Source organism: uncultured Apibacter sp., assembly GCF_946479295.1.
Classification (GTDB): Bacteria; Bacteroidota; Bacteroidia; order Flavobacteriales; family Weeksellaceae; genus Apibacter.
In genome coordinates, this window is the sequence record NZ_CAMLFD010000003.1 from 1 (window position 1) to 20,742 (window position 20,742).

Consider the following 20,742-nt stretch of genomic DNA (forward strand, 5'->3'; position numbering starts at 1 on the left):
GATATTCGGAAGAAAGATCCAATACATCAAAATATCCTTTTGTTCCTCCTTGAAGAGTAGCTTGTGGATTCCAATCTGGAATTTGAATTGCTTGATAATTTCCCTGCACAGTGGAGAACTTTAATTGGTTGTCAGAAGCTCCAAAAAGACCTATATTATGCTCTTTAGGTATAGATAATGAGGTAATATTATTATAATCAAACCATAAAATAAACAATTTATCATTTTTTGATACATCTAAAGAAGTTAGTTGATTTGATGAACAAATTAATTCTTGTAAGTTAATATTTTTTGATACATCTAAGGAAGTTAGTTGATTTGATGAAAAACTTAACGATTTTAAGTTAACATTTTTTGATAGATCTAAGGAGGTTAGTTGATTTGATTCACAACTTAACCATTCTAGGTTAATATTTTTTGATACATCTAAGGAGGTTAGTTGATTTGATTCACAATATAATATTTTTAAGTTAACATTTTTTGACACATCTAAGGAGGTTAGTCGATTTGAAGAACAATGTAAACCTTCTAAGTTAACATTCTTGGATACATCTAAGGAAATTAGTTGATTTGAATAACAATTTAATTTTTGTAAGTTAACATTTTTTGACACATCTAAGGAGGTTAGTTGATTTGATTCACAATATAATATTTTTAAGTTAACATTTTTTGATACATCCAAAGAGGTTAGTTGATTTAATGAACAATTTAATTCTTGTAAGTTAACATTCTTGGATATATCCAGTGAGGTTAACTGATTCTCCCTGCATTCTACTATCTCCAAATTTACATTTTTTGACAAATCTAATTCAGTAAGCTCATTACTAGAACAACCTAATCGAATTAATTTAGTGTTATTACTAAGATCTAAGGATGAAAATTTATTGAAACCGCAAGACAGTACTTCTAAATTTTTAAAATATCTACCATCAAATTTTCCGGTATATTTTTTATAGAAGATATTCATCTCAATTAAAATTTTTGTACCATTAGTTTCTTTCCAAATAAAAGAATCTGGAAAATGTTCTAATATCACGTTAAAATCACCTTTTATCGCTTTTGACATATCCTCCCACGTCAATCCCGACAATTCGTAATTCCATTTTTGAGTTTCCTTGGAATATTGCATAAGAAAATTCAATATCCCAAATACATCCATAGCATCATAATTTGAGTTTTCTGTTGCTACATAATTTGTTTTCAGATATTCTTGCTTATCAGAAACGTTTCCTGAAGCTAGTGCGATGGTATTAACTATACAATACACTATTACAAAAAGTAAAGTTTTTTTCATAAGAAATATTTTTTATTATTTTAGGCTAATTTAAGATAATTTAATCTATTTAAAATATTTTTATAAAATAAATAATTTAACATCATTAACATTTATTATCAAATTAACACCTACAATTTACTCTAAAAACCTTATTCTAATTGGTAAACTTTTAATAATTCAATTTTTACTTTTACAATCATTTATGACATAAATCATTCATCTCATTTTTTAGATATTTATTATCCTTAACTTTTTAACTAACAAAAAAAACCTGCATTAATAATATGCAGGTTTTTTATGATTTTTTTAACTTTTTATTTTTTTATAACCTTTTGGGTTACCATTCCTTGCTCAGTTTTTATACTTATCATATAAATTCCTGAGGGTAAGTCTTGTAAATTTAATTCGTTATTGTATACTGTGGGAATTCTTTTTACTTCTTTTCCTGTATAACTGTAAACATTTGCTGATTCTACTTTTGAAGCGGTATTAACCTTCAATATATCTACAACCGGATTAGGAGTAAGCTGTACAGATTCTAATGCTTTATGTTTGCCTTTGGAACCTACTAATTTGAAACCTTCAGGTATGGTTGTTTTAACATTCCTTGATGAAATCATTTCATCTTTTATCGTTACTTCATACTCTAATATGAATCCTGGAAATAATTCATTAGTCATTTGACAGATCAATGTTTTTCCTGCATTTTCAGGACTTGCATAAAATTTACCTTTTAAAGCATACATATTTACTTCTTCCTTATTTGCTTTATCATACCAATTATATATGGTAACTTTCCCATCAATAAGATATTCGGAAGAAAGATCCAATACATCAAAATATCCTTTTGTTCCTCCTTGAAGGGTAGCTTGTGGATTCCAAACTGGAATTTGAATTGCTTGATAATTTCCCTGCACAGTGGAAAACTTTAATTGATTATCAGAAGCTCCAAAAATAGATATATTATGCTCTTTCGGTATAGATAATGAGGTAATATTATTAGAATTAAACAATATAAAGTACAATTTATCATTTTTTGATACATCTAAAGAAGTTAGTTGATTTGAATAACAACCTAACACTTCTAAGTTAACATTCTTTGATAAATCTAAGGAAGTTAGTTGATTTGAAGAACAACCTAACCGTTTTAAGTTAACATTTTTTGACACATCTAAGGAGGTTAACTGATTTGAAGAACAATATAAGAATTCTAAGTTAACATTTTGGGATACCTCTAAGGAAGTTAACTGATTGTCATCGCAGCTTATATATATTAATTTAGGATTATCAGTCACTAACTTAGAAAGTTGATTTGATGAACAATTTAATTCTTGTAAGTTAACATTTTTTAATACATCTAAGGAGGTTAGTTGATTTGATGAACAATATAATATTTCTAAGTTAACATTTTTTGATACATCTAAGGAGGTTAGTTGATTTGATTCACAACCTAACCGTTTTAAGTTAACATTCTTGGACATATCTAGTGAGGTTAACTGATTCTCCCTGCATTCTACTATCTCCAAATTTACATTTTTTGACAAATCTAATTCAGTAAGCTCATTACTAGAACAACCTAATCGAATTAATTTAGTGTTATTACTAAGATCTAAGGATGAAAATTTATTGAAACCGCAAGACAGTACTTCTAAATTTTTAAAATATCTACCATCAAATTTTCCGGTATATTTTTTATAGAAGATATTCATCTCAATTAAAATTTTTGTACCATTAGTTTCTTTCCAAATAAAAGAATCTGGAAAATGTTCTAATATCACGTTAAAATCACCTTTTATCGCTTTTGACATATCCTCCCACGTCAATCCCGACAATTCGTAATTCCATTTTTGAGTTTCCTTGGAATATTGCATAAGAAAATTCAATATCCCAAATACATCCATAGCATCATAATTTGAGTTTTCTGTTGCTACATAATTTGTTTTCAGATATTCTTGCTTATCAGAAACGTTTCCTGAAGCTAGTGCGATGGTATTAACTATACAATACACTATTACAAAAAGTAAAGTTTTTTTCATAAGAAATATTTTTTATTATTTTAGGCTAATTTAAGATAATTTAATCTATTTAAAATATTTTTATAAAATAAATAATTTAACATCATTAACATTTATTATCAAATTAACACCTACAATTTACTCTAAAAACCTTATTCTAATTGGTAAACTTTTAATAATTCAATTTTTACTTTTACAATCATTTATGACATAAATCATTCATCTCATTTTTTAGATATTTATTATCCTTAACTTTTTAACTAACAAAAAAAACCTGCATTAATAATATGCAGGTTTTTTATGATTTTTTTAACTTTTTATTTTTTTATAACCTTTTGGGTTACCATTCCTTGCTCAGTTTTTATACTTATCATATAAATTCCTGAGGGTAAGTCTTGTAAATTTAATTCGTTATTGTATACTGTGGGAATTCTTTTTACTTCTTTTCCTGTATAACTGTAAACATTTGCTGATTCTACTTTTGAAGCGGTATTAACCTTCAATATATCTACAACCGGATTAGGAGTAAGCTGTACAGATTCTAATGCTTTATGTTTGCCTTTGGAACCTACTAATTTGAAACCTTCAGGTATGGTTGTTTTAACATTCCTTGATGAAATCATTTCATCTTTTATTGTTACCTCATACTCAAATAAAAAGTCCGGAAATAGTTCATTGGTCATGAGACAAACTAATGTTTTTCCTGCATTTTCAGGGCTTGCATAGAATTTACCATTTAACGCATACATATTTACTTCTTCATTGGTTGCTTTATCATACCAATTATATGTGGTAATTTTTCCATCAATAAGATATTCGGAAGAAAGATCCAAAATTTCTAAATATCCTTTTGTTCCCCCATCTAAAGTGGCTTGCGGAGTTAAAGTAAGATTTTTAATTGAAATAAAATTCCCTTGTAAAGTAGAAAATTTTAAGTGATTTGTAGCCCCAACTAGTTTAGATAATTTATTCATCTTCGGCAAAATCAATGAAATAAGTTGATTGGAATAACAATATAATGAGGTTAAATTAACATTCTTAGACACATCCAAAGCTTCTATTAAATTAGAATAGCAATATAGATACACCAATTTAGTGTTTTTGGATATATCTAATGTGCTGAGTTGATTTGAATAACAATATAAATCAATTAAATAAATATTTTTAGATACATCAATTGTTTTTAATTTATTCGAGAAGCAATACAAATATTTTAAGTGTGTAACATTAGATAAATCTAATGAAGTGATCTGATTGTTATAACAATATAAATAAATTAAATTATAATTACTAGATAAATTTAAGGAAGTAAGCTGATTATTTTCACAATTCAAAGTTTCTAATCTAATGTTTTTAGATACATCTAATTCAGTTAAATTATTATAACTGGAATTTAAATACTCTAATTTAGTATTCGCTGACAAATCCAATTGACTTATTTTATTATTTTGACAATATAATTTTTCTAAATTTATATTATGGGTTAAGTCTAGCGTAGTAAATTGATTATTAATACAATGTAAATATTCTAACTTTTTACTCTTCGATAAATCTAGTTCAGCCAATGCATTATTTTCACAATCCAACTTTGTCAAGTTTATAGTATTAGATACATTCAATTCCGTTAATTGATTATAATAACAATATAATATTCTTAATTTTGAATTCTTGGAAACATCTAATATTGTTAATTGATTATAAGAACAATTTATATACTGTAAATTAAGATTTTTAGACACATCTATGTTGGTTAGTTTATTATTTTGGCAATATAATTCCTCAAGATTTTTAAAATATTCACCATTAAATACCCCATTAAATTTTCTCTGATTTATATATAATTTTACTAACACTTTATAACCATTGATTTCTTTCCATATAAATCTACCAATTAACTTATTAAAAATTACTTCAGGTTCACCATCTATTGCTCTGCTTATTTCGTCCCACGTAAGATCTGTCAACTCATAATTCCATTTTCGATCTTCTTCAGAATATTGCATTAAAAAATTCAAAATTCCATAAACATCCAAAGCATCGTAATTAGAAGTTGCAGAAGACACATAATTCTTTTTTAAATAATTTTGTTTATCTGAAATACTGCTTGAAGCTAATGCTACGGTATTAACTAAACAACATACTAAAATAAAAAATAAAGTTTTTTTCATGTTTTTATATATTATTAATTTTATTAATGCTAATTTAAAATAATTTAATAAATATATAAAATATTATCAATATAACATTAAATATTAAATTAAACAATTAATACAAAATAAGTATTTTAAATATTTTAACTAGCTTTTAATTAATAATCAAATTGACAAGTACATGAATTTACAATAAGATCTTAATTAACTAAAAGATCAGAATAGAATTATTTTTTACCACCTAACGCGAGTACCTTAGCATTCAATTTTATTAAACATTTTTATATCATATAAAAAATATATATTACAGTAGTATTTTAACTTATTATTTTTAATGAAATAATGTTAAATTCAAGTATATTATACTCTTAGTGAATATTGTAAATTATTTTTTTTATTAAAAAGAATAGAGAATATAAATTCGATAAAATCAGAAAATTGAGACAATTATTTATTATGAGCTATTGTAAAAATATGTAGAAAAACAATATTGCTTATTTATGTTATCCTGTAGTCAAAATAAACAATTAGTTTATTACTTAGATAAAAGTAATATCTAAATAATTTTAATTTGCAATTTGAATAACGACTGAAATATAATACAAACAAGATAATCATTTAATTTTTTCAACTCTAATTTATAAAAATAAAGTAAAATGAAATTTGTGTAAGATCAATAGTATTTCTAATTATATAATTTTAACACCCATATTTCCTGAAAATTATCCTAAATAAAAAATAAAAAGTTAAGTATATAACTTAATACTATAGAATTAACCGTAGATGTGTATTTTTAGCTACAACATGCAAAAGCAACAGGTGTATTGTTTCAAAATTGGAAATACCCCAAACCCGATGAGATTATAATTATTTATATTACAGAAATTTCAGCTTACGAATCCAGATTATTTTATAAGCGAGCGCTTCCTTATATTTTAACATTGCTAAAATAAGTAAACCCAGCTAATATTGAGCTGATTATTGTTTATAGTTTTGTTTATTTAAACCAAAATTAGGAAACTATTTATTTGATAGCATTAGATAATAAAATTTCGATTATTGGAGTAGTATAAAATCCTTTTTTAAGAAGTAAAAATTTAGTTCAGGAAATAGTAGCCTTCATATATTAGCTATGAAAGTATACTATTTACTGAATCAGTCCATCATATAGAATCTATGATCAGTAATTTTAAAATTCCAACTTTGTTAAAATTATTAATTAAAGAAACTCGTTCATAAATATTACATAGTACTATAACTAATATTGTATGATTTGATAAATGCTTAAAAATAAATTTATATAAATAAATGAGTCCAACAGCGTTAGTAATAAAAAGAATTATAGATATAAAATCCTCTCATTTCTAAATGATTATATAGAGACTTAAAAGTTATGCCCTCTAAATAATAGCCGAATAGTCAAAAATTATAGATTATATTTTATAATTCCAATATCCAACACTTTTAATAATACTTATTTTTTACAGATATATAATAAATATTAAAAATATAAATATATGAAAGCATAGTTCAGATAATTTATATACATTAATGGCTTTATTTAATGTCTCATCATTAATTTTTTTGCAAGAAAAATAATTGGGATATTTTTTATAATTTGAATGAAATAACAGCATGATTTACCCTTGTATTTAATTTTTGTTTAGAAATTTTTTCAAATTATAAAGGAACATTCATACTTCAGAAAAAAACATCTATTTATCGAATAATTACATATATAAATTATATATTTTAAAATGATTTTTACATTGCCGAAATCATTATTTGAATTATGTGATTACACTTGATCAAGAAATAAAAAAAGCCTAAATGCATATATGGTGCGGTTTTAGGCTTTGTGACCCCGGAGAGGCTCGAACTCTCGACCCACTGATTAAGAGTCAGTTGCTCTACCAACTGAGCTACGGAGTCAAAAACAAGAAAAGCTTGAGAAACTCAAGCGAAAATTTACTATATGTGACCTGGCTGGGGCTCGAACCCAGGACCCCAACATTAAAAGTGTTGTGCTCTACCAACTGAGCTACCAGGTCTCCCTAATTTTAGTATTCTATATTGACTTTACCATCAATATATAACAATTGATGTGACCTGGCTGGGGCTCGAACCCAGGACCCCAACATTAAAAGTGTTGTGCTCTACCAACTGAGCTACCAGGTCTTTATTTTAGTACTCGCTAAGCATTTTCGTTTAGCGAGTGCAAATATAGTGACTTTTTTCGGGTATGCAAATAAATATAATAAAAAATCTCATATTTGTAAAAAATCTAAAAATTATGAATATTACTTTGCTGGGTTATATGGGAAGTGGAAAATCCACTGTAGGAAAAAGTTTAGCAAACTCTCTACAACTAGACTTTATAGATTTGGACGAGTATATAAGCGCACAAGAAAAAAAGTCTATTCATGAAATTTTTTCTGAATACGGAGAAATTTATTTCCGCAAAAAAGAAAATTTCTATTTAAAAGAACTGTTAGATGAAGATCATAGGGTATTGAGCTTAGGAGGAGGTACTCCGGTATATCATAATAATATGAATTTGATAAATAAGAGAAGCCTATCCTTTTACTTAAAAATGAATCCTTCGGAATTAGCCTTAAGGCTGAGTAATGAAAAAGAACATCGTCCTCTTATTTCTCATCTGGAAGATGAAGATTTATTAGAATTTATTGCTAAACACTTATTTGAGCGTTCTCCCTTTTACGAATTGTCTACTTATAAAATACAAGTCAAACAAAAAAATCCGAATGAATTATGTGACGAAATTATCGACTTACTCCAACTTGAGAAATAAACACATATTACAATTATTCATCTTCCCATTCTAGAGTATAATCATCCAAATCCCTCCTATCTTTTTTGGTAGGCCTTCCTACTCCTTTTTGGCGGTAATAATTTTGTGACTGAGCTCTGGTCTTCATCATTTCAATCTGTTCAGGATCTGTAAGGTCTTTAATATATAACGATACCAATTTAGCTCCTACTCTATTAGGTGGTATTTGTATTACTTGAATTTTGTAATCAATTTGATTTTTTCTTATTTTATATGTTTCACCAACTAATATTTCCTTTGAAGGTTTTAAAGGAACATCTTCCAAAAAAACTCTATTTTTTTTACATTCTTCCGTAGCTATTGCTCGTGTTTTATAAAAACGTACACACCATAGAAATTTATCTATTCTCATAGGGTTGATAAAATTAAATCTTTAAATTTTAAATTTAATTGTAAATTAGCAACTAATTTAACATATTTTAATTACATGATTAGAAAATCTTTTGTAGCCGGATATTTCTTTATTTTGTTATTTCTTGTTTCATGCAGTAGCGATGACAATAATACTTCTTCTTTATCCATTGAGGAGCAAAATACGGCTGATGATACTGCTATTATAAATTTTTTGAATAGTTATTATTTTGATGATCTTGGAAAAGTAACTAAATTTTCAGATGCAGTAACTCCTGAAGACAAAGAACCTTTAAGTAAAAATGCAAAAAAATCATCCTTAGGATATTGGATTGTAACAAATCCAAACGCGGATAAAGGCATAAACGATTCCCTAACGGCAGACGGAAAAAATAACATTCTAATTCATTATTCTCTTAAATATTTTATTGCTAGCGAAGGCGGAAATGGGTATTCTACCTTATATACTTCTTCAAGTTCTATAGATAATTCGGGCATTGCTCAAGAAGATCCTTTCTTTTATAAAAAACCTAAAAACGATACGATTAAGAGTGAAAATTATTATGTAATTAAAGGAATTGTAGACGGTTTAAAAGACTTTAAACCCACAAATAAATCTATAAATGACCTTTATAATGTTTTACAAGGAGTAATAATTGTTCCCTCACGATTAGCTTACGGTAGGGAAGAGAATTATACGAATAGTAAAAATGCTACTTTCATTCTAAATTTTGAATTATACAAAGTTTGTCCTAAAGATCAATCTTGTAATTAAAGTTTTTATAAAATCATTTATCATCAATTAATTCAATTTATATTCTATAAATAAATTATTAATATTTATTAGCAATATAAAGAATTGGAATTAATTTATATTTCGGAATTGATTTTAAAAAAAATCCATAGTAATTTAGCATATTTTTAGTTATAGAATGTAAATGCTAAATTACGTATGAACATTAAACTTTTCTTTTGAATTTAATTGTCTTAAAATTTCTAAACATGCGCAAAAAACTGAAGATAAGTATTCTTGAACCGAAATTTATTAAAATATAGCTAACAAAAGTAAATAACGTCTTGATTTCTATATCCTATCCTATTATCTATAGGCTTTAAAAAATTAGTAAATTTTAGGATTATATTTTTCAGGAAATTTAGCCATTTCCGGTCTATAAAAACCTTCAATTTCATCAAAAATTTCATCAATGGTTTTATCCTCAATATATATCATCTTATCTACGCCCGTTACTTTATTTTTATAATCTGCATAGGCAAGGGCTATAGGAACATTTGCTTGTTTAGCAATATAATAAAAACCTTTTTTCCATTTTAAAGACCAAGAGCGTGTGGCTTCTGGAGTATTAATAAGAGCCATTGATTTTGAATTTTTTATAAGCTCTGCCGAATATTGTACTAAATTATTCCATTGGCTGCGGTCTACCCCTATACACCCTAATGCTTTAAAAAAGCCTCCATACCATGGTTTGGTATACGAATCTTTAATCATTACTTTATAAGGAATATTTAAACACCAAAAACTAGCTAAACAATAATAGAAATCCCAATTAGAAGTATGGGGGGCACATATTAAAACACATTTTCTTAATTCATTAACAGAAACTTTATTTTTAAATTTCCATCCCATAACAAACAGCATTAATCTTCCTAGTATTTTTTTCATATTTCGTTTTTAACTACAAAAATAATTAAAAAATTCAGCCAATGTTTTAGCTGAACATTTCACATGTATATAATTTTCTTATTAACTGAACATTGACATTATGAAATCCATAATAACTAATACCATCTTAAAGAGAATTTGTACCATGATCTTTTATTTTTTCTTATTAATTAAAAACACTATAATATGTATACAGGCATTATCTATAATTAATAAAACCCTGAGTTTTAATTATCAGAATCCCTATATTATATGAACACCCTAATTTTTTGCTAAATTAAAAATTTTCTCTGAATATAAATAAAATTTATCATAAATAATCTGAGTTAATTTTTTTTCTTCCCTCTCTAATCTTTTCTTTTATACTATTCGTTATTCTTTCATTGAATAATTATTTTTTTTTATAAAAAACATTCGATTTAATATTGATTATATACTTATTATTAAAAAACTTATGAATATAAGCACTTTAAATAAAATGTTATACTTTTGTAACTATATACTTATCCTATGGCTCCAATTGTATCAGTTATTATGGCTGCTTACAATGCAGAAAAGCATATATCTGCATCTATAGAATCGATAATTAATCAAACTTTTAATAATTTTGAATTATTAGTAATTAATGATGGTTCTACGGATAATACACAATCTATTGTTAAAGAATATTGTAAAAAAGATTCCCGTATTATCTTATTAAATAATGATAAAAATCTTTTTGTTATCAAATCTCGCAATAAAGGAATTGAAAAGGCAAAAGGTAAATATATTGCCATATTAGATTCTGACGATTTAGCATTACCAAATAGATTAGAATATCAAGTTAAATATCTGGAAAATAATCCGGATATATTTTTAATTGGCAGCAGTGCTTATATTATTGAAGAAAATGATAAGGTAGAAAACAGCTTTATTGCTCCAACAGGATATGAGAAATTAAAAAATAATATTAATAAAAACAATCTTATATATCATTCTACAGTTATGTTTAGAAATGAGAACGTTTTTTACCGCGAGAAGATGATCTATTGTGAAGATTACGACCTAATATTACGTTTATTTTCCGAAGGAAAAAAGATTGATAATCTTTCAGATATTCTCATTTCTTATCGACAAACTTCCAATTCTTTGTCTAAAACTAAAAATAGATTGGTACAATGGCTATTTATCAACAAAGCCCGTTTTTTTTATAATGAAAGACTCTCCACCGGTAAAGATTCCTATGAATCATTTGATCCGAAATCCTTTACTCAGATATATAATATAAATTATCCTATCATAAAAGACGATTGCCTATTTGCTTTAAAAATCTGTTTATATAGACGAGATAGGGAAACTATGCGTTTTTTATTAAAAAAATATCAAAAAAATTACCCCATTTCTTTATACTTTATATTTTATTATCTTGTATCAGAAAATAAAAGTATTTTCTCTATATTAGGTAAATTTTTTTCTAAGATCTAAAATTATGGATATAATCATAAAATCATTTAATCGTCCGTTCTATTTAGACAGATGCTTGTATAGCATTCAAAAATTTGTAGAAGGTGATTATACAATCACAGTCTTAGATGATGGAACACCTGAAAAATATTTAACTAAAATAAAAACTAAATATCCGTCTATTAAAATTGTAAGATCTGAAAATTATGATGAAAAAACAGAAGCAATACAAGAAAATCTAAAAACCGGAGCAGATATTAATGGTTTTAAAATTCCTACTCAAATGTGGATTAATACAGTAAAAGATGCTTCTCCTTATTTTATAATTACAGAAGACGACGTTTGGTTCATCCGAAAAATAAATGTTAATGAATTAAATGAAATAATGGGCAAAGAAGACATTTCATTACTAAGATTGGGATGGCTGGGAAATGAAAATTTTGTAAATCAATTTAAACAGGTAGATATTACTTCTGAGATGTTTGCAATTTATCCTGATCTTTTTACCCTCCCACCTTTCCTTATGGAATGTTTTTTTTATAATAAATATAAATTTTTTAGCTTATTATATAAATTAGGATTAGTTACTAACAACACTAAAACAAAATATTGGATACTAAATTCCATACTGATGGGAATTCATAAAAAAGAATTTTGGTTAGCAACATGGCAGAATATTAACGGAAAAGTCGATGAAAAAAAACAATTATTTAATGCTATTATGTATTATCGAAAATATAAACATAATAAAACGATGATTGCGCAATTGAAGAAGGAAACGTTGAAAACAACTTTTTCATCTTCTGCTACTAATTCGTATCATAGCTATGGTTTTAACTTCGATGTAAATCAGTTTAATCATGTCGTAAATGAAAAATGGTATAACGATCAGTTCGATCCATTAGAGAATTTTCCGAAGGATTTTTCTGAAAGTTATATTTTATCATTATTAGAAAATAAAAATAATGAAAAAATTAAACCCGAAGAATGGAAAAAATGGACAAACAAGTTCAAAGATCAATATCGAAATCAGGGTTGTTCAGTTGACGAATAAATTGGAACTTATTTATAAATTTTCTAGTAAATTTATGAGTATACCTAAATAATTATATTATTTTACAATTATATTACACAAAAATTTCATCCTCATTTATTTATAAAATAATTTAATATTTAAATAAAAAAATAAGCAGTATTAACTGCTTATTTATATATTATAAAAGAACCAAAGAAGAATTAATCTTCATCATCTTCTTCATATCTTTCAATTTCTGCATCACAAAAATTAAAAGCTTGTTCTATCAGAGAATTTACTTCATTGGCAACTTCTTCTTCTTCTCCTTCCAAATCATCAAACCACTCTACCTCTTCTTCCTCTACATTTAAAATAAATCTTGGATATTCTGTATGCACAACAAATAAATCTTCCGGAAAATCCGAATTGTCTGCCATTAAAAATTTTGGTAACTTCATATTATTGTCTTTATTTAAATTTTAATCATCTAATAACTCCTTCAACTTAAGTAATTCTTCCTTTACTAATTCCAAGCGTGAGATTATCTCTACTTTTTTCGGTAAATTTTTTTGTGTTTGTAAAACAACTTTTGCTCCTTCTAAGGTATATCCTTTTTCCTTAACTAAATAATAAATTATTTTAAGATTTTCAATATCTTTTGGAGTAAAAAAACGGTCTCCTTTTTTATTCTTTTTTGGTGAAATACTATCAAATTCTTTCTCCCAGAATCTTATTAAAGAAGTATTAACATGAAAAGCTTGCGCTACTTCTCCAATAGAATAATATAATTTTTCAGGAAGCTGTACATTCATTATTCAAATCTAAGATTTTTTACTACAACTTTCTAAATTTTAATAAAAAAAACAATCTCTTTTAAAATATAATTTTATTACCTTAAAAATGAGCTTTAGGGAGGCTACTAAAAAATATTTATATTTGCCTGAATTTGGTGACTGTTATTAAAAAAGCAGTCTTAAAAGGGAATTCGGTGAAAGTCCGAAACAGGCCCGCTGCTGTAATCTTCAAAAAAGGTTTTAAGATTATACCACTAAGTACGTTTTGCTTGGGAAGGTTCTTAAGATGAAGTAAGTCAGAAGACCTGCCAAATTTAAATATAGTTTTAAAAGCTTTCGTGGAACAAGGCTGAAAACATTAAAAGCACATCTAATTTACTTTTCCTGTTTACTTTTTCCGGAAACTATATGGCTATATCAGTGATTTAAGATAATTTATCAAAAAAATGATAAATAATTATAAAAATATTTTATTTGCCTTACCAATAAGCTTGGTCTATTCATTTATTAATGCGCAGGAAAAAAAAGATAGCATTAGAATAACAGAATTGAAGGAGATTGTTACTATTGGAAAGAGGAATGATAAAGCAATAATCCCCTTTCAAGAATTGAAAGGAAAAGAATTGGAAAATATTAATAGTTTTTCTGTTGCAGATGCCGTACGTCTTTTTTCGGGAGTACAATTAAAAGATTATGGAGGAGTTGGAGGCATGAAAACAGTCAATATTCGAGGGATGGGGAGTGAACACGTAGGGGTCTTTTACGATGGAATACCTGTAGGAAATGCGCAAAACGGAATGGTAGATCTTGGTAAATTTTCGATGGATAATTTAGAATCTATCTCTATCTATAATGGACAAAAATGTCAAATATTTCAATCAGCAAAAGATTTCGGATCGGCCGGAACAATATATCTTACCACTAAACGACCGGTTTTTATGGGTAATAAAAAAACGAATATAAATTCTACTTATCGCTCAGGATCATTTAACTTAATAAACCCATCCCTTGTATGGGAAGAAAAATTATCATCTGTACTTACCTCTTCTTTCAATATCGAATACATTAATTCTGACGGAAAATATAAATACCGGCAGAAAAAAGGTACATGGGATACCATAGCCATAAGACAAAACGGAAATATCAGTGCTTTACGGACTGAAGCCGGGTTATTTGGTAAACTTACTAACGGTAAATGGAATTTGAAAGGATATTATTACGATTCCAGCAGAAAAATCCCCGGAGCCGTTATAAAAAATTCTTACGAAAAATATCAGTTCGGTAAACAAGAGGATCGAAATTTCTTTATGCAAGGTTCATTGGAAAAGCTGTTTAGTAAAAAATATAAAATAATGATAAATGCTAAATATGCTCATGATTTTACTCATTATGAAAATATTGAGATATATAAAGATTCTAAATGGGGAGACAAGTTTTCCTATCTTATAAATAATACCTATAAACAGGATGAATTCTATATCTCCACAGCTCAACAATATTCATTATTTTCTTTTTGGGACATATCTATCTCCGCTGATTATCAGTATAATAGCATGAAAGCTGATTTAGTGAATTTTGCTAATCCCATAAGAAATACAGAATTAGTAGCTTTTGCCACTGCTCTTCAGTTTACCAAAATTAAATTACAAACGAGTTTACTAGGCACTTTTGTACAAGATAGGACAGATCACAAAAGTAACGTAATGGGCGCTTCTGATAAAAATGAGCTTACACCTGCATTCTTTTTTAATTACCAACCTTTCAAATCAAATGAATTAAGCTTCCATAGCTTTTATAAAAGAATATTCCGTATGCCGACATTTAATGATTTATATTATACAGATATTGGAAATTCTAACTTAAAGCCAGAATATACTAACCAATTCGATATAGGCGTCACTTATAATAAAAACTTTACTTCGGGAGTGGTTTCTCATATAGGTTTTACCGTAGATGGATATTACAATACGGTTAAAGATAAGATTATAGCCTATCCGAAAGGACAACAGTTTCGTTGGAGTATGCGCAATATTGGTAAAACCCGTATACGAGGCATAGATATGTCCTCTCAAGTTTCTTTATTACTTAAAGATATTCTTTTCACTACTAAAGTTACCTATACCTACGAAGATGCTCAAAACCTAACGTCTCCGGTACTAAATTATAAAAATCAGCTTCCTTACATACCTTGGAACAGTGGCACTCTTTTACTTGGGATTAATTACAAAGATTGGAATTTCAATTATAGTTTTATGTACACCGGAGAACGTTATAACTCTCCATCCAATACTAATGATAATTTAGTGAAAGCCTGGTATACACATGATATACAACTTTCCAAAAAATTATATTTTAAGACCATACAAAGTAGGGCATCTCTGGAAATCAACAATATCTTTAATAAATATTATGACATAATAGCCAATTATCCCATGCCGGGAAGAAACTATAAAATTAGCTTTAAATTTAACATATGAATAAACAATTAATTATGACATTAAGAAAATTTATATTTTCATTTTTATTTATTATTACAACGTTCCTTATCTCTTGTAATAGTGACGACAGCTGGTCTGATAATAATATTGCACCTCAACCGGGAGCTAAAAAAGGGTTATACATATTAAATGAGGGCAGTTTTCAACAAAACAACTCTTCATTATCCTATCTTAATTATGATACGGGTGAATTTTTCAATAATTATTTTGAAAAAATCAATCCTAATCAAGGAGGATTAGGAGATACTGGAAATGATTTAAAAATTTATAAAGATAAATTGTATGCAGTTATCAATATGTCCAACTACGTTGAAATTATGGATTCCAAAACTGCAAAACATTTGGGCAAAATAGCTATACCAAATTGTCGTTATATTGCTTTTTCTGGAGATTATGCATATGTTACTTCTTATGCAAGTAATACGCCCAACGGTAAAGGTTATGTAGCCAAAATTGATATAAACAGCCAAAAAATTGTAAATGAAATAACTGTCGGCTTTAATCCAGAAGAAATGACTATAGCTAATAACAAGCTTTATGTTGCCAATTCAGGTGGATATCATGCACCGGAATACGACAATACTGTAACAGTAATTGACTTAAATTCTTTTATTAAAGTCCATGAGGTAGAGGTCGGCAAAAATTTGCATAGAATAAGAACGGATAAAAATAATCATATATGGGTTACTTCCAGAGGAGATTATAAGAACTTAAAGCCTTTTATAGCAGTCATTGATCCGTCCACAGATGAGATTATCAATAAGCTGGATATCAATATTTCAGATTTAACATTTTATAAAGAAAAACTTTATTTTTATGGAACTGAATATACATCTGGAGCAACAGTAAATACCTATGGAATTATTGATATAGATACCCAAAAAATTATCTCGTCAGATCTAATAAATTCAATAAATAATTCAGAAATTATGTCTCCTTACGGTATTTTGGCGGATCCTTCTGACGGAAGTTTTTATATTACAGATGCACTGGATTATACTTCAAATGGTAAGCTTTATTACTTTTCCAAAGACGGAAATTTACAATGGTGTAAACTAACCGGTTTAATTCCTGGACATTTGGCTCTTATAAACAAATAAATCATTATTTAAGAAATAATTGAATTAAATGAAAGAGTTGTTATAACAACTTTTTCATTTTGTAAATATATAAATGACTTGCTTAACTTTATAAATTCATCAAATTTAGCAAGATAAATATTCCTTGATATCTATTTTATCATTTTTTTAATTTCACATTTTAATCAAAAATTGTAACTTTGGCTGCAAAACTTTAAAATATACTAAAAATATAATGAGCATTATCATCATTATTTTCGCAGCAGCCATCCTTAGTCTTTATTCAGGAGTTTTCGGACATGGAAAATATTCACAACCATTTGCAATTATAGGGCTACTTATTGCTTTAATAACTTCTTTTTACGGAGATTTTCCTTTCTTCACAAGATACGCTTCTATGTTTGCGTTTGACCAAACGGCAAAGATATTTACTCAAATATCGTTAATAACCACGTTATTAATCGTTTTCTTAGGAAAATATGCTTTCCGTCTTATAGACCATCATCAGGCAGAAGTGTATAGTTTATTGCTTTTTGCTTTATGCGGTGGAATTGTATTATTCTCATATCAAAATTTAATTACCTTATTTTTAGGAATCGAAATATTATCTATACCGTTGTATGTTTTAGCTGGAAGTAATAAAAATGATTTGCGTTCAAATGAGGCATCTATTAAGTATTTTCTTTTAGGAGCTTTTGCCACAGGATTTTTACTATTCGGAATCACTTTAATCTATGGCATTACCAGTTCATTTGATCTTCAAACTATACGTTTATATAGTATCCAAACCACTCATTATCCAACCATTTACATAACCGGTATTATTTTGCTATTAATAGGATTATTATTTAAAATATCTATAGTACCTTTTCATTTTTGGGCGCCGGATGTATACGAAGGATCTCCTTCATTAATCACAGCTTTTATGGCATCTGTGGTAAAAATTTCCGGGTTTGTAGCTTTATATAAATTAGTTGAAACAGCTTTCATTGGTCAATTAAACCAATGGCAATATATCATATTCTATGCAGCGATTTTAACTTTATTATCGGCAAATATTGTGGGTGTTTTACAAAAAAATGCAAAAAGAATGTTGGCTTACTCCAGTATTTCACATGCCGGATATCTATTACTTATTTATTTTAATACCGATGCTAATTCTATATATACTTTAGCATTTTACCTACTAGCTTATTCGCTTTCTACAGTAGGTGCTTTTATTAGCCTTATTTATATTGAAAGAATTTCTCACGGAATTACGGATATTAACGCTTTTAATGGTTTAGCAAAAAAACAACCTATTTTAGCCTTGGTAACCACTCTTTCTCTGCTTTCTATGGCAGGAATACCATTGACATCCGGTTTCATTGCCAAATTTACTTTATTTTCGCAAGCCTTGTATACACAGCCTACTTTAGTTATTATTGCAATAATAGGTTCTGCAATTAGTATTGGCTATTACCTTAAATTAATAATAGCCATGTATTTCAAGCCTGAATACGAGGAATTACAAAATGCTAAAAAAGCTCCATTTATTTATAATGTTGTAGCTATTGTAATTGTTATTTTAATTATTCTTTTAGGAGTATATCCTGAACCTGTTTTTACCTGTTTAGCATTTACTAATTAATCGTTAGTAATAAAATAGGTAAATATTTTTCACAGATTTTTTTAGAAGTTATTACATTTTTTATAGAGGTTTTGGTTTTGACTGATTACTAAATCGATTTAGTAAGCTGCCCTAATTTATATTTTAATAAAAGACAAGAAAAAATGAAAATTAAAAAAATAGACCATTTTGTTATAACTACTAAAAACTTAGAGAAGAGCATTGCATTTTATAAGGATCTTCTCGGCATGAAACATGTAGAAAATAAGGGGCGACATGCATTTATATTTGGTAATCAGAAAATTAATATCCATTTAAAGAAGGGTGAGTTTCAACCTGCTGCTTTACATGTGGAATACGGAAGTCAAGACTATTGTTTGATCGTAAAAGAAGAGATTGAGTTAGTAAAAGAAGAGATTGAAAAAAAAGAATATCCAATCATAGAAGATATTGTAAAAAGACATGGGTCGCAAGGCGAAATTAAGAGTTTATATATAAGAGACCCTGACGGTAACCTTGTTGAATTATCAAATTACTGTAACTAAGTATAAAATCCAAACGAAGCTTTTAATTAACTGTTGATTAATTAAAGCAAAAAAACTATCTATAAATAGATTCTTTGTTAAATAATCACAAGAATTCTTATAAATTATAAAAGTATTATTAAAGTGTAATAATCTTAAAATATAAGATTATTACACTTTAATTAAAAAATAAAAGTCGAACATTAGTGCGACTTTTATCCTTATATGATTTATTCGAATTATTTTTATTACATAAACACATTAAAAATTAGCTTTTAATTCATGTAATGCCTCTTCATATACCGTGCTTATATTGCAGGCTCTTGTTGACTCAAGCAATGAAAACTTCCTAGTCCCCATATTATATCTGTTGAATCAATCCCAATCACATTTCTATCAGGAAAACATTTTTTTATAATGGTAAGTGCTATTTCGTCATTTTTGCAATTAAAAATAGGTACAATTACAGATTTATTGGCTATATAAAAATTAGCATATGAAGCTGGTAATCGACATCCATCAAAATAGACAGGTTCCGGCATAGGCAGTTCAATTACATTCAATGGGGTACCATTTAAAAACTTCATTGCTTTCAATTGCTTTAAGTTATGCTGCAATAATTCATAATTTTCATCGTCTTTATTAGTTTCTACCACAGCAAGAACTGTATTCTCGTTTACAAAACGAACAGTATCATCAATATGTCCATCTGTGTCATCACCAACAATTCCTTCATCAACCCAAAGAACTTGTTCTACTCCATAATAATTTTTCAGATATTCTTCTATTTCCTCTTGAGTTAGATGAGGATTTCTATTTATATTCAAAAGACAAGATGTTGACGTTAGAACGGTGCCTTTACCGTTAAATTCAACTGATCCTCCTTCCATAACTATTCCCGGATTAAATATTGGCAATCTCTCCTCTTTTGCTATATGTAACGGTATTTCATTATCAAGATCATAAGGAGGATATTTATTTCCCCAAGCATTATAATTCCAATTAACTAAAGCTTTTTTATGTTCTAATGAATTGGGATTTATTACAAATGCAGGTCCATGGTCGCGACACCAAGCATCATTGGTTGGGTGTATGTAAAAATTGATTTTATCAAGATCTGCATTCGTTTTCTCAATATACCCCATAGCAAACTCTTTCATTTCAATGCTACCAACATTTATATTAACCTCCTCTCCTTTTGAAAGTTCAGCTATAAACTTCGCATAGGGCTCATAAATTTTTTCAATTTTTCCTGGCCAGGATAATTCTTTATGTGGCCAAGATAACCATGTAGATTTATGCGGATAAAATTCCGCAGGAAAAAAAAATCCCAATTCCTTAGGTGTTTTATTTTTAAACTCTTGAGGTGTATATTTCATATAATCTTTATCTGACATATAGTTACATGTTTAATTCTTTAAATATTTATTTCAAAATTACTCAAATAAAAAAAATT

16 protein-coding genes, 3 tRNA genes and 1 riboswitch are annotated in these 20,742 nt (G+C 27.4%); of the genes, 8 read left to right on the top strand and 11 right to left on the bottom strand.

Going from position 1 to position 20,742, the window contains the following annotated elements; genetic code table 11:
- The 6 genes from Q0T35_RS03740 to Q0T35_RS03765 form a co-directional block, all read right to left on the bottom strand.
- Window positions 1-1,294 (bottom strand): leucine-rich repeat domain-containing protein (locus Q0T35_RS03740; protein WP_366937724.1); only part of this gene is annotated, 1,294 nt, incomplete at its 3' end.
- A gap of 296 nt (window positions 1,295-1,590) precedes the next feature.
- Window positions 1,591-3,312, bottom strand: a complete 1,722-nt coding sequence (locus Q0T35_RS03745; RefSeq protein WP_295841012.1) for a T9SS type A sorting domain-containing protein — start codon at window positions 3,310-3,312, stop codon at window positions 1,591-1,593.
- A 296-nt stretch (window positions 3,313-3,608) separates the two neighbouring features.
- Window positions 3,609-5,459 carry a leucine-rich repeat domain-containing protein gene (locus Q0T35_RS03750; RefSeq protein WP_295841014.1) on the bottom strand — a complete coding sequence of 617 codons (1,851 nt, stop codon included), beginning with the start codon at window positions 5,457-5,459 and terminating at the stop codon, window positions 3,609-3,611.
- Between the two features lie 1,841 nt (window positions 5,460-7,300).
- Window positions 7,301-7,373: transfer RNA gene (locus Q0T35_RS03755), tRNA-Lys, on the bottom strand.
- 46 nt (window positions 7,374-7,419) lie between these two features.
- A tRNA-Lys gene (locus Q0T35_RS03760) sits at window positions 7,420-7,492 on the bottom strand.
- Window positions 7,493-7,546: 54 nt separating this feature from the next.
- A tRNA-Lys gene (locus tag Q0T35_RS03765) sits at window positions 7,547-7,619 on the bottom strand.
- Between the two features lie 115 nt (window positions 7,620-7,734).
- Here Q0T35_RS03765 and Q0T35_RS03770 point away from each other — a divergent pair.
- Complete coding sequence (locus tag Q0T35_RS03770; protein WP_295841016.1) at window positions 7,735-8,253, top strand: shikimate kinase; 519 nt, start codon at window positions 7,735-7,737, stop codon at window positions 8,251-8,253.
- A 13-nt stretch (window positions 8,254-8,266) separates the two neighbouring features.
- On the opposite strand, the gene Q0T35_RS03775 is transcribed toward Q0T35_RS03770, so the two are convergent.
- Window positions 8,267-8,644, bottom strand: coding sequence for an RNA-binding S4 domain-containing protein (locus Q0T35_RS03775; protein ID WP_293918299.1), 378 nt, complete (start codon window positions 8,642-8,644; stop codon window positions 8,267-8,269).
- Window positions 8,645-8,719: 75 nt separating this feature from the next.
- Between Q0T35_RS03775 and Q0T35_RS03780 the strand changes: the two genes are divergently transcribed.
- The gene (locus tag Q0T35_RS03780) at window positions 8,720-9,418 is read left to right on the top strand and encodes a hypothetical protein (protein WP_293918297.1); all 699 of its coding nucleotides are present in this window, start codon (window positions 8,720-8,722) and stop codon (window positions 9,416-9,418) included.
- Between the two features lie 345 nt (window positions 9,419-9,763).
- On the opposite strand, the gene Q0T35_RS03785 is transcribed toward Q0T35_RS03780, so the two are convergent.
- Complete coding sequence (locus tag Q0T35_RS03785) at window positions 9,764-10,324, bottom strand: 1-acyl-sn-glycerol-3-phosphate acyltransferase (RefSeq protein ID WP_293918295.1); 561 nt, start codon at window positions 10,322-10,324, stop codon at window positions 9,764-9,766.
- 510 nt (window positions 10,325-10,834) lie between these two features.
- Here Q0T35_RS03785 and Q0T35_RS03790 point away from each other — a divergent pair.
- Together Q0T35_RS03790 and Q0T35_RS03795 are read left to right on the top strand one after the other, a co-directional pair.
- Entirely contained in the window at window positions 10,835-11,788 is a 954-nt protein-coding gene (locus tag Q0T35_RS03790) for a glycosyltransferase family 2 protein (protein WP_295841020.1), read from the top strand.
- A gap of 4 nt (window positions 11,789-11,792) precedes the next feature.
- Window positions 11,793-12,821 (top strand): glycosyltransferase family 2 protein, encoded by a 1,029-nt coding sequence (locus Q0T35_RS03795; RefSeq protein WP_295810868.1) that lies wholly within the window; start codon window positions 11,793-11,795, stop codon window positions 12,819-12,821.
- Window positions 12,822-13,003: 182 nt separating this feature from the next.
- Here the strand turns inward: Q0T35_RS03795 and Q0T35_RS03800 are convergent, their stop codons facing one another.
- Both Q0T35_RS03800 and Q0T35_RS03805 read right to left on the bottom strand, forming a co-directional pair.
- The gene (locus tag Q0T35_RS03800) at window positions 13,004-13,240 is read right to left on the bottom strand and encodes a hypothetical protein (RefSeq protein ID WP_293918289.1); all 237 of its coding nucleotides are present in this window, start codon (window positions 13,238-13,240) and stop codon (window positions 13,004-13,006) included.
- Window positions 13,241-13,261: 21 nt separating this feature from the next.
- Entirely contained in the window at window positions 13,262-13,594 is a 333-nt protein-coding gene (locus tag Q0T35_RS03805; RefSeq protein WP_293918287.1) for a MerR family transcriptional regulator, read from the bottom strand.
- A 118-nt stretch (window positions 13,595-13,712) separates the two neighbouring features.
- Window positions 13,713-13,904, top strand: a riboswitch (cobalamin riboswitch).
- A gap of 118 nt (window positions 13,905-14,022) precedes the next feature.
- On the opposite strand from Q0T35_RS03805, the gene Q0T35_RS03810 reads away from it, so the two are divergent.
- The 4 genes from Q0T35_RS03810 (at window position 14,023) to Q0T35_RS03825 (ending at window position 19,307) form a co-directional block, all read left to right on the top strand.
- Window positions 14,023-16,053 (top strand): TonB-dependent receptor, encoded by a 2,031-nt coding sequence (locus Q0T35_RS03810; protein WP_295841021.1) that lies wholly within the window; start codon window positions 14,023-14,025, stop codon window positions 16,051-16,053.
- A complete protein-coding gene (locus Q0T35_RS03815; RefSeq protein WP_295841022.1) occupies window positions 16,050-17,174 on the top strand; it encodes a DUF5074 domain-containing protein in 1,125 nt (374 codons plus the stop codon). The genes Q0T35_RS03810 and Q0T35_RS03815 overlap by 4 nt, the downstream gene beginning before the upstream one ends.
- A gap of 214 nt (window positions 17,175-17,388) precedes the next feature.
- The gene (locus Q0T35_RS03820; RefSeq protein ID WP_295841024.1) at window positions 17,389-18,783 is read left to right on the top strand and encodes an NADH-quinone oxidoreductase subunit N; all 1,395 of its coding nucleotides are present in this window, start codon (window positions 17,389-17,391) and stop codon (window positions 18,781-18,783) included.
- A gap of 143 nt (window positions 18,784-18,926) precedes the next feature.
- Window positions 18,927-19,307, top strand: coding sequence for a VOC family protein (locus Q0T35_RS03825; protein ID WP_295841026.1), 381 nt, complete (start codon window positions 18,927-18,929; stop codon window positions 19,305-19,307).
- 287 nt (window positions 19,308-19,594) lie between these two features.
- On the opposite strand, the gene Q0T35_RS03830 is transcribed toward Q0T35_RS03825, so the two are convergent.
- Complete coding sequence (locus Q0T35_RS03830; RefSeq protein ID WP_295841027.1) at window positions 19,595-20,683, bottom strand: agmatine deiminase family protein; 1,089 nt, start codon at window positions 20,681-20,683, stop codon at window positions 19,595-19,597.
- Window positions 20,684-20,742: the final 59 nt, after the last annotated feature.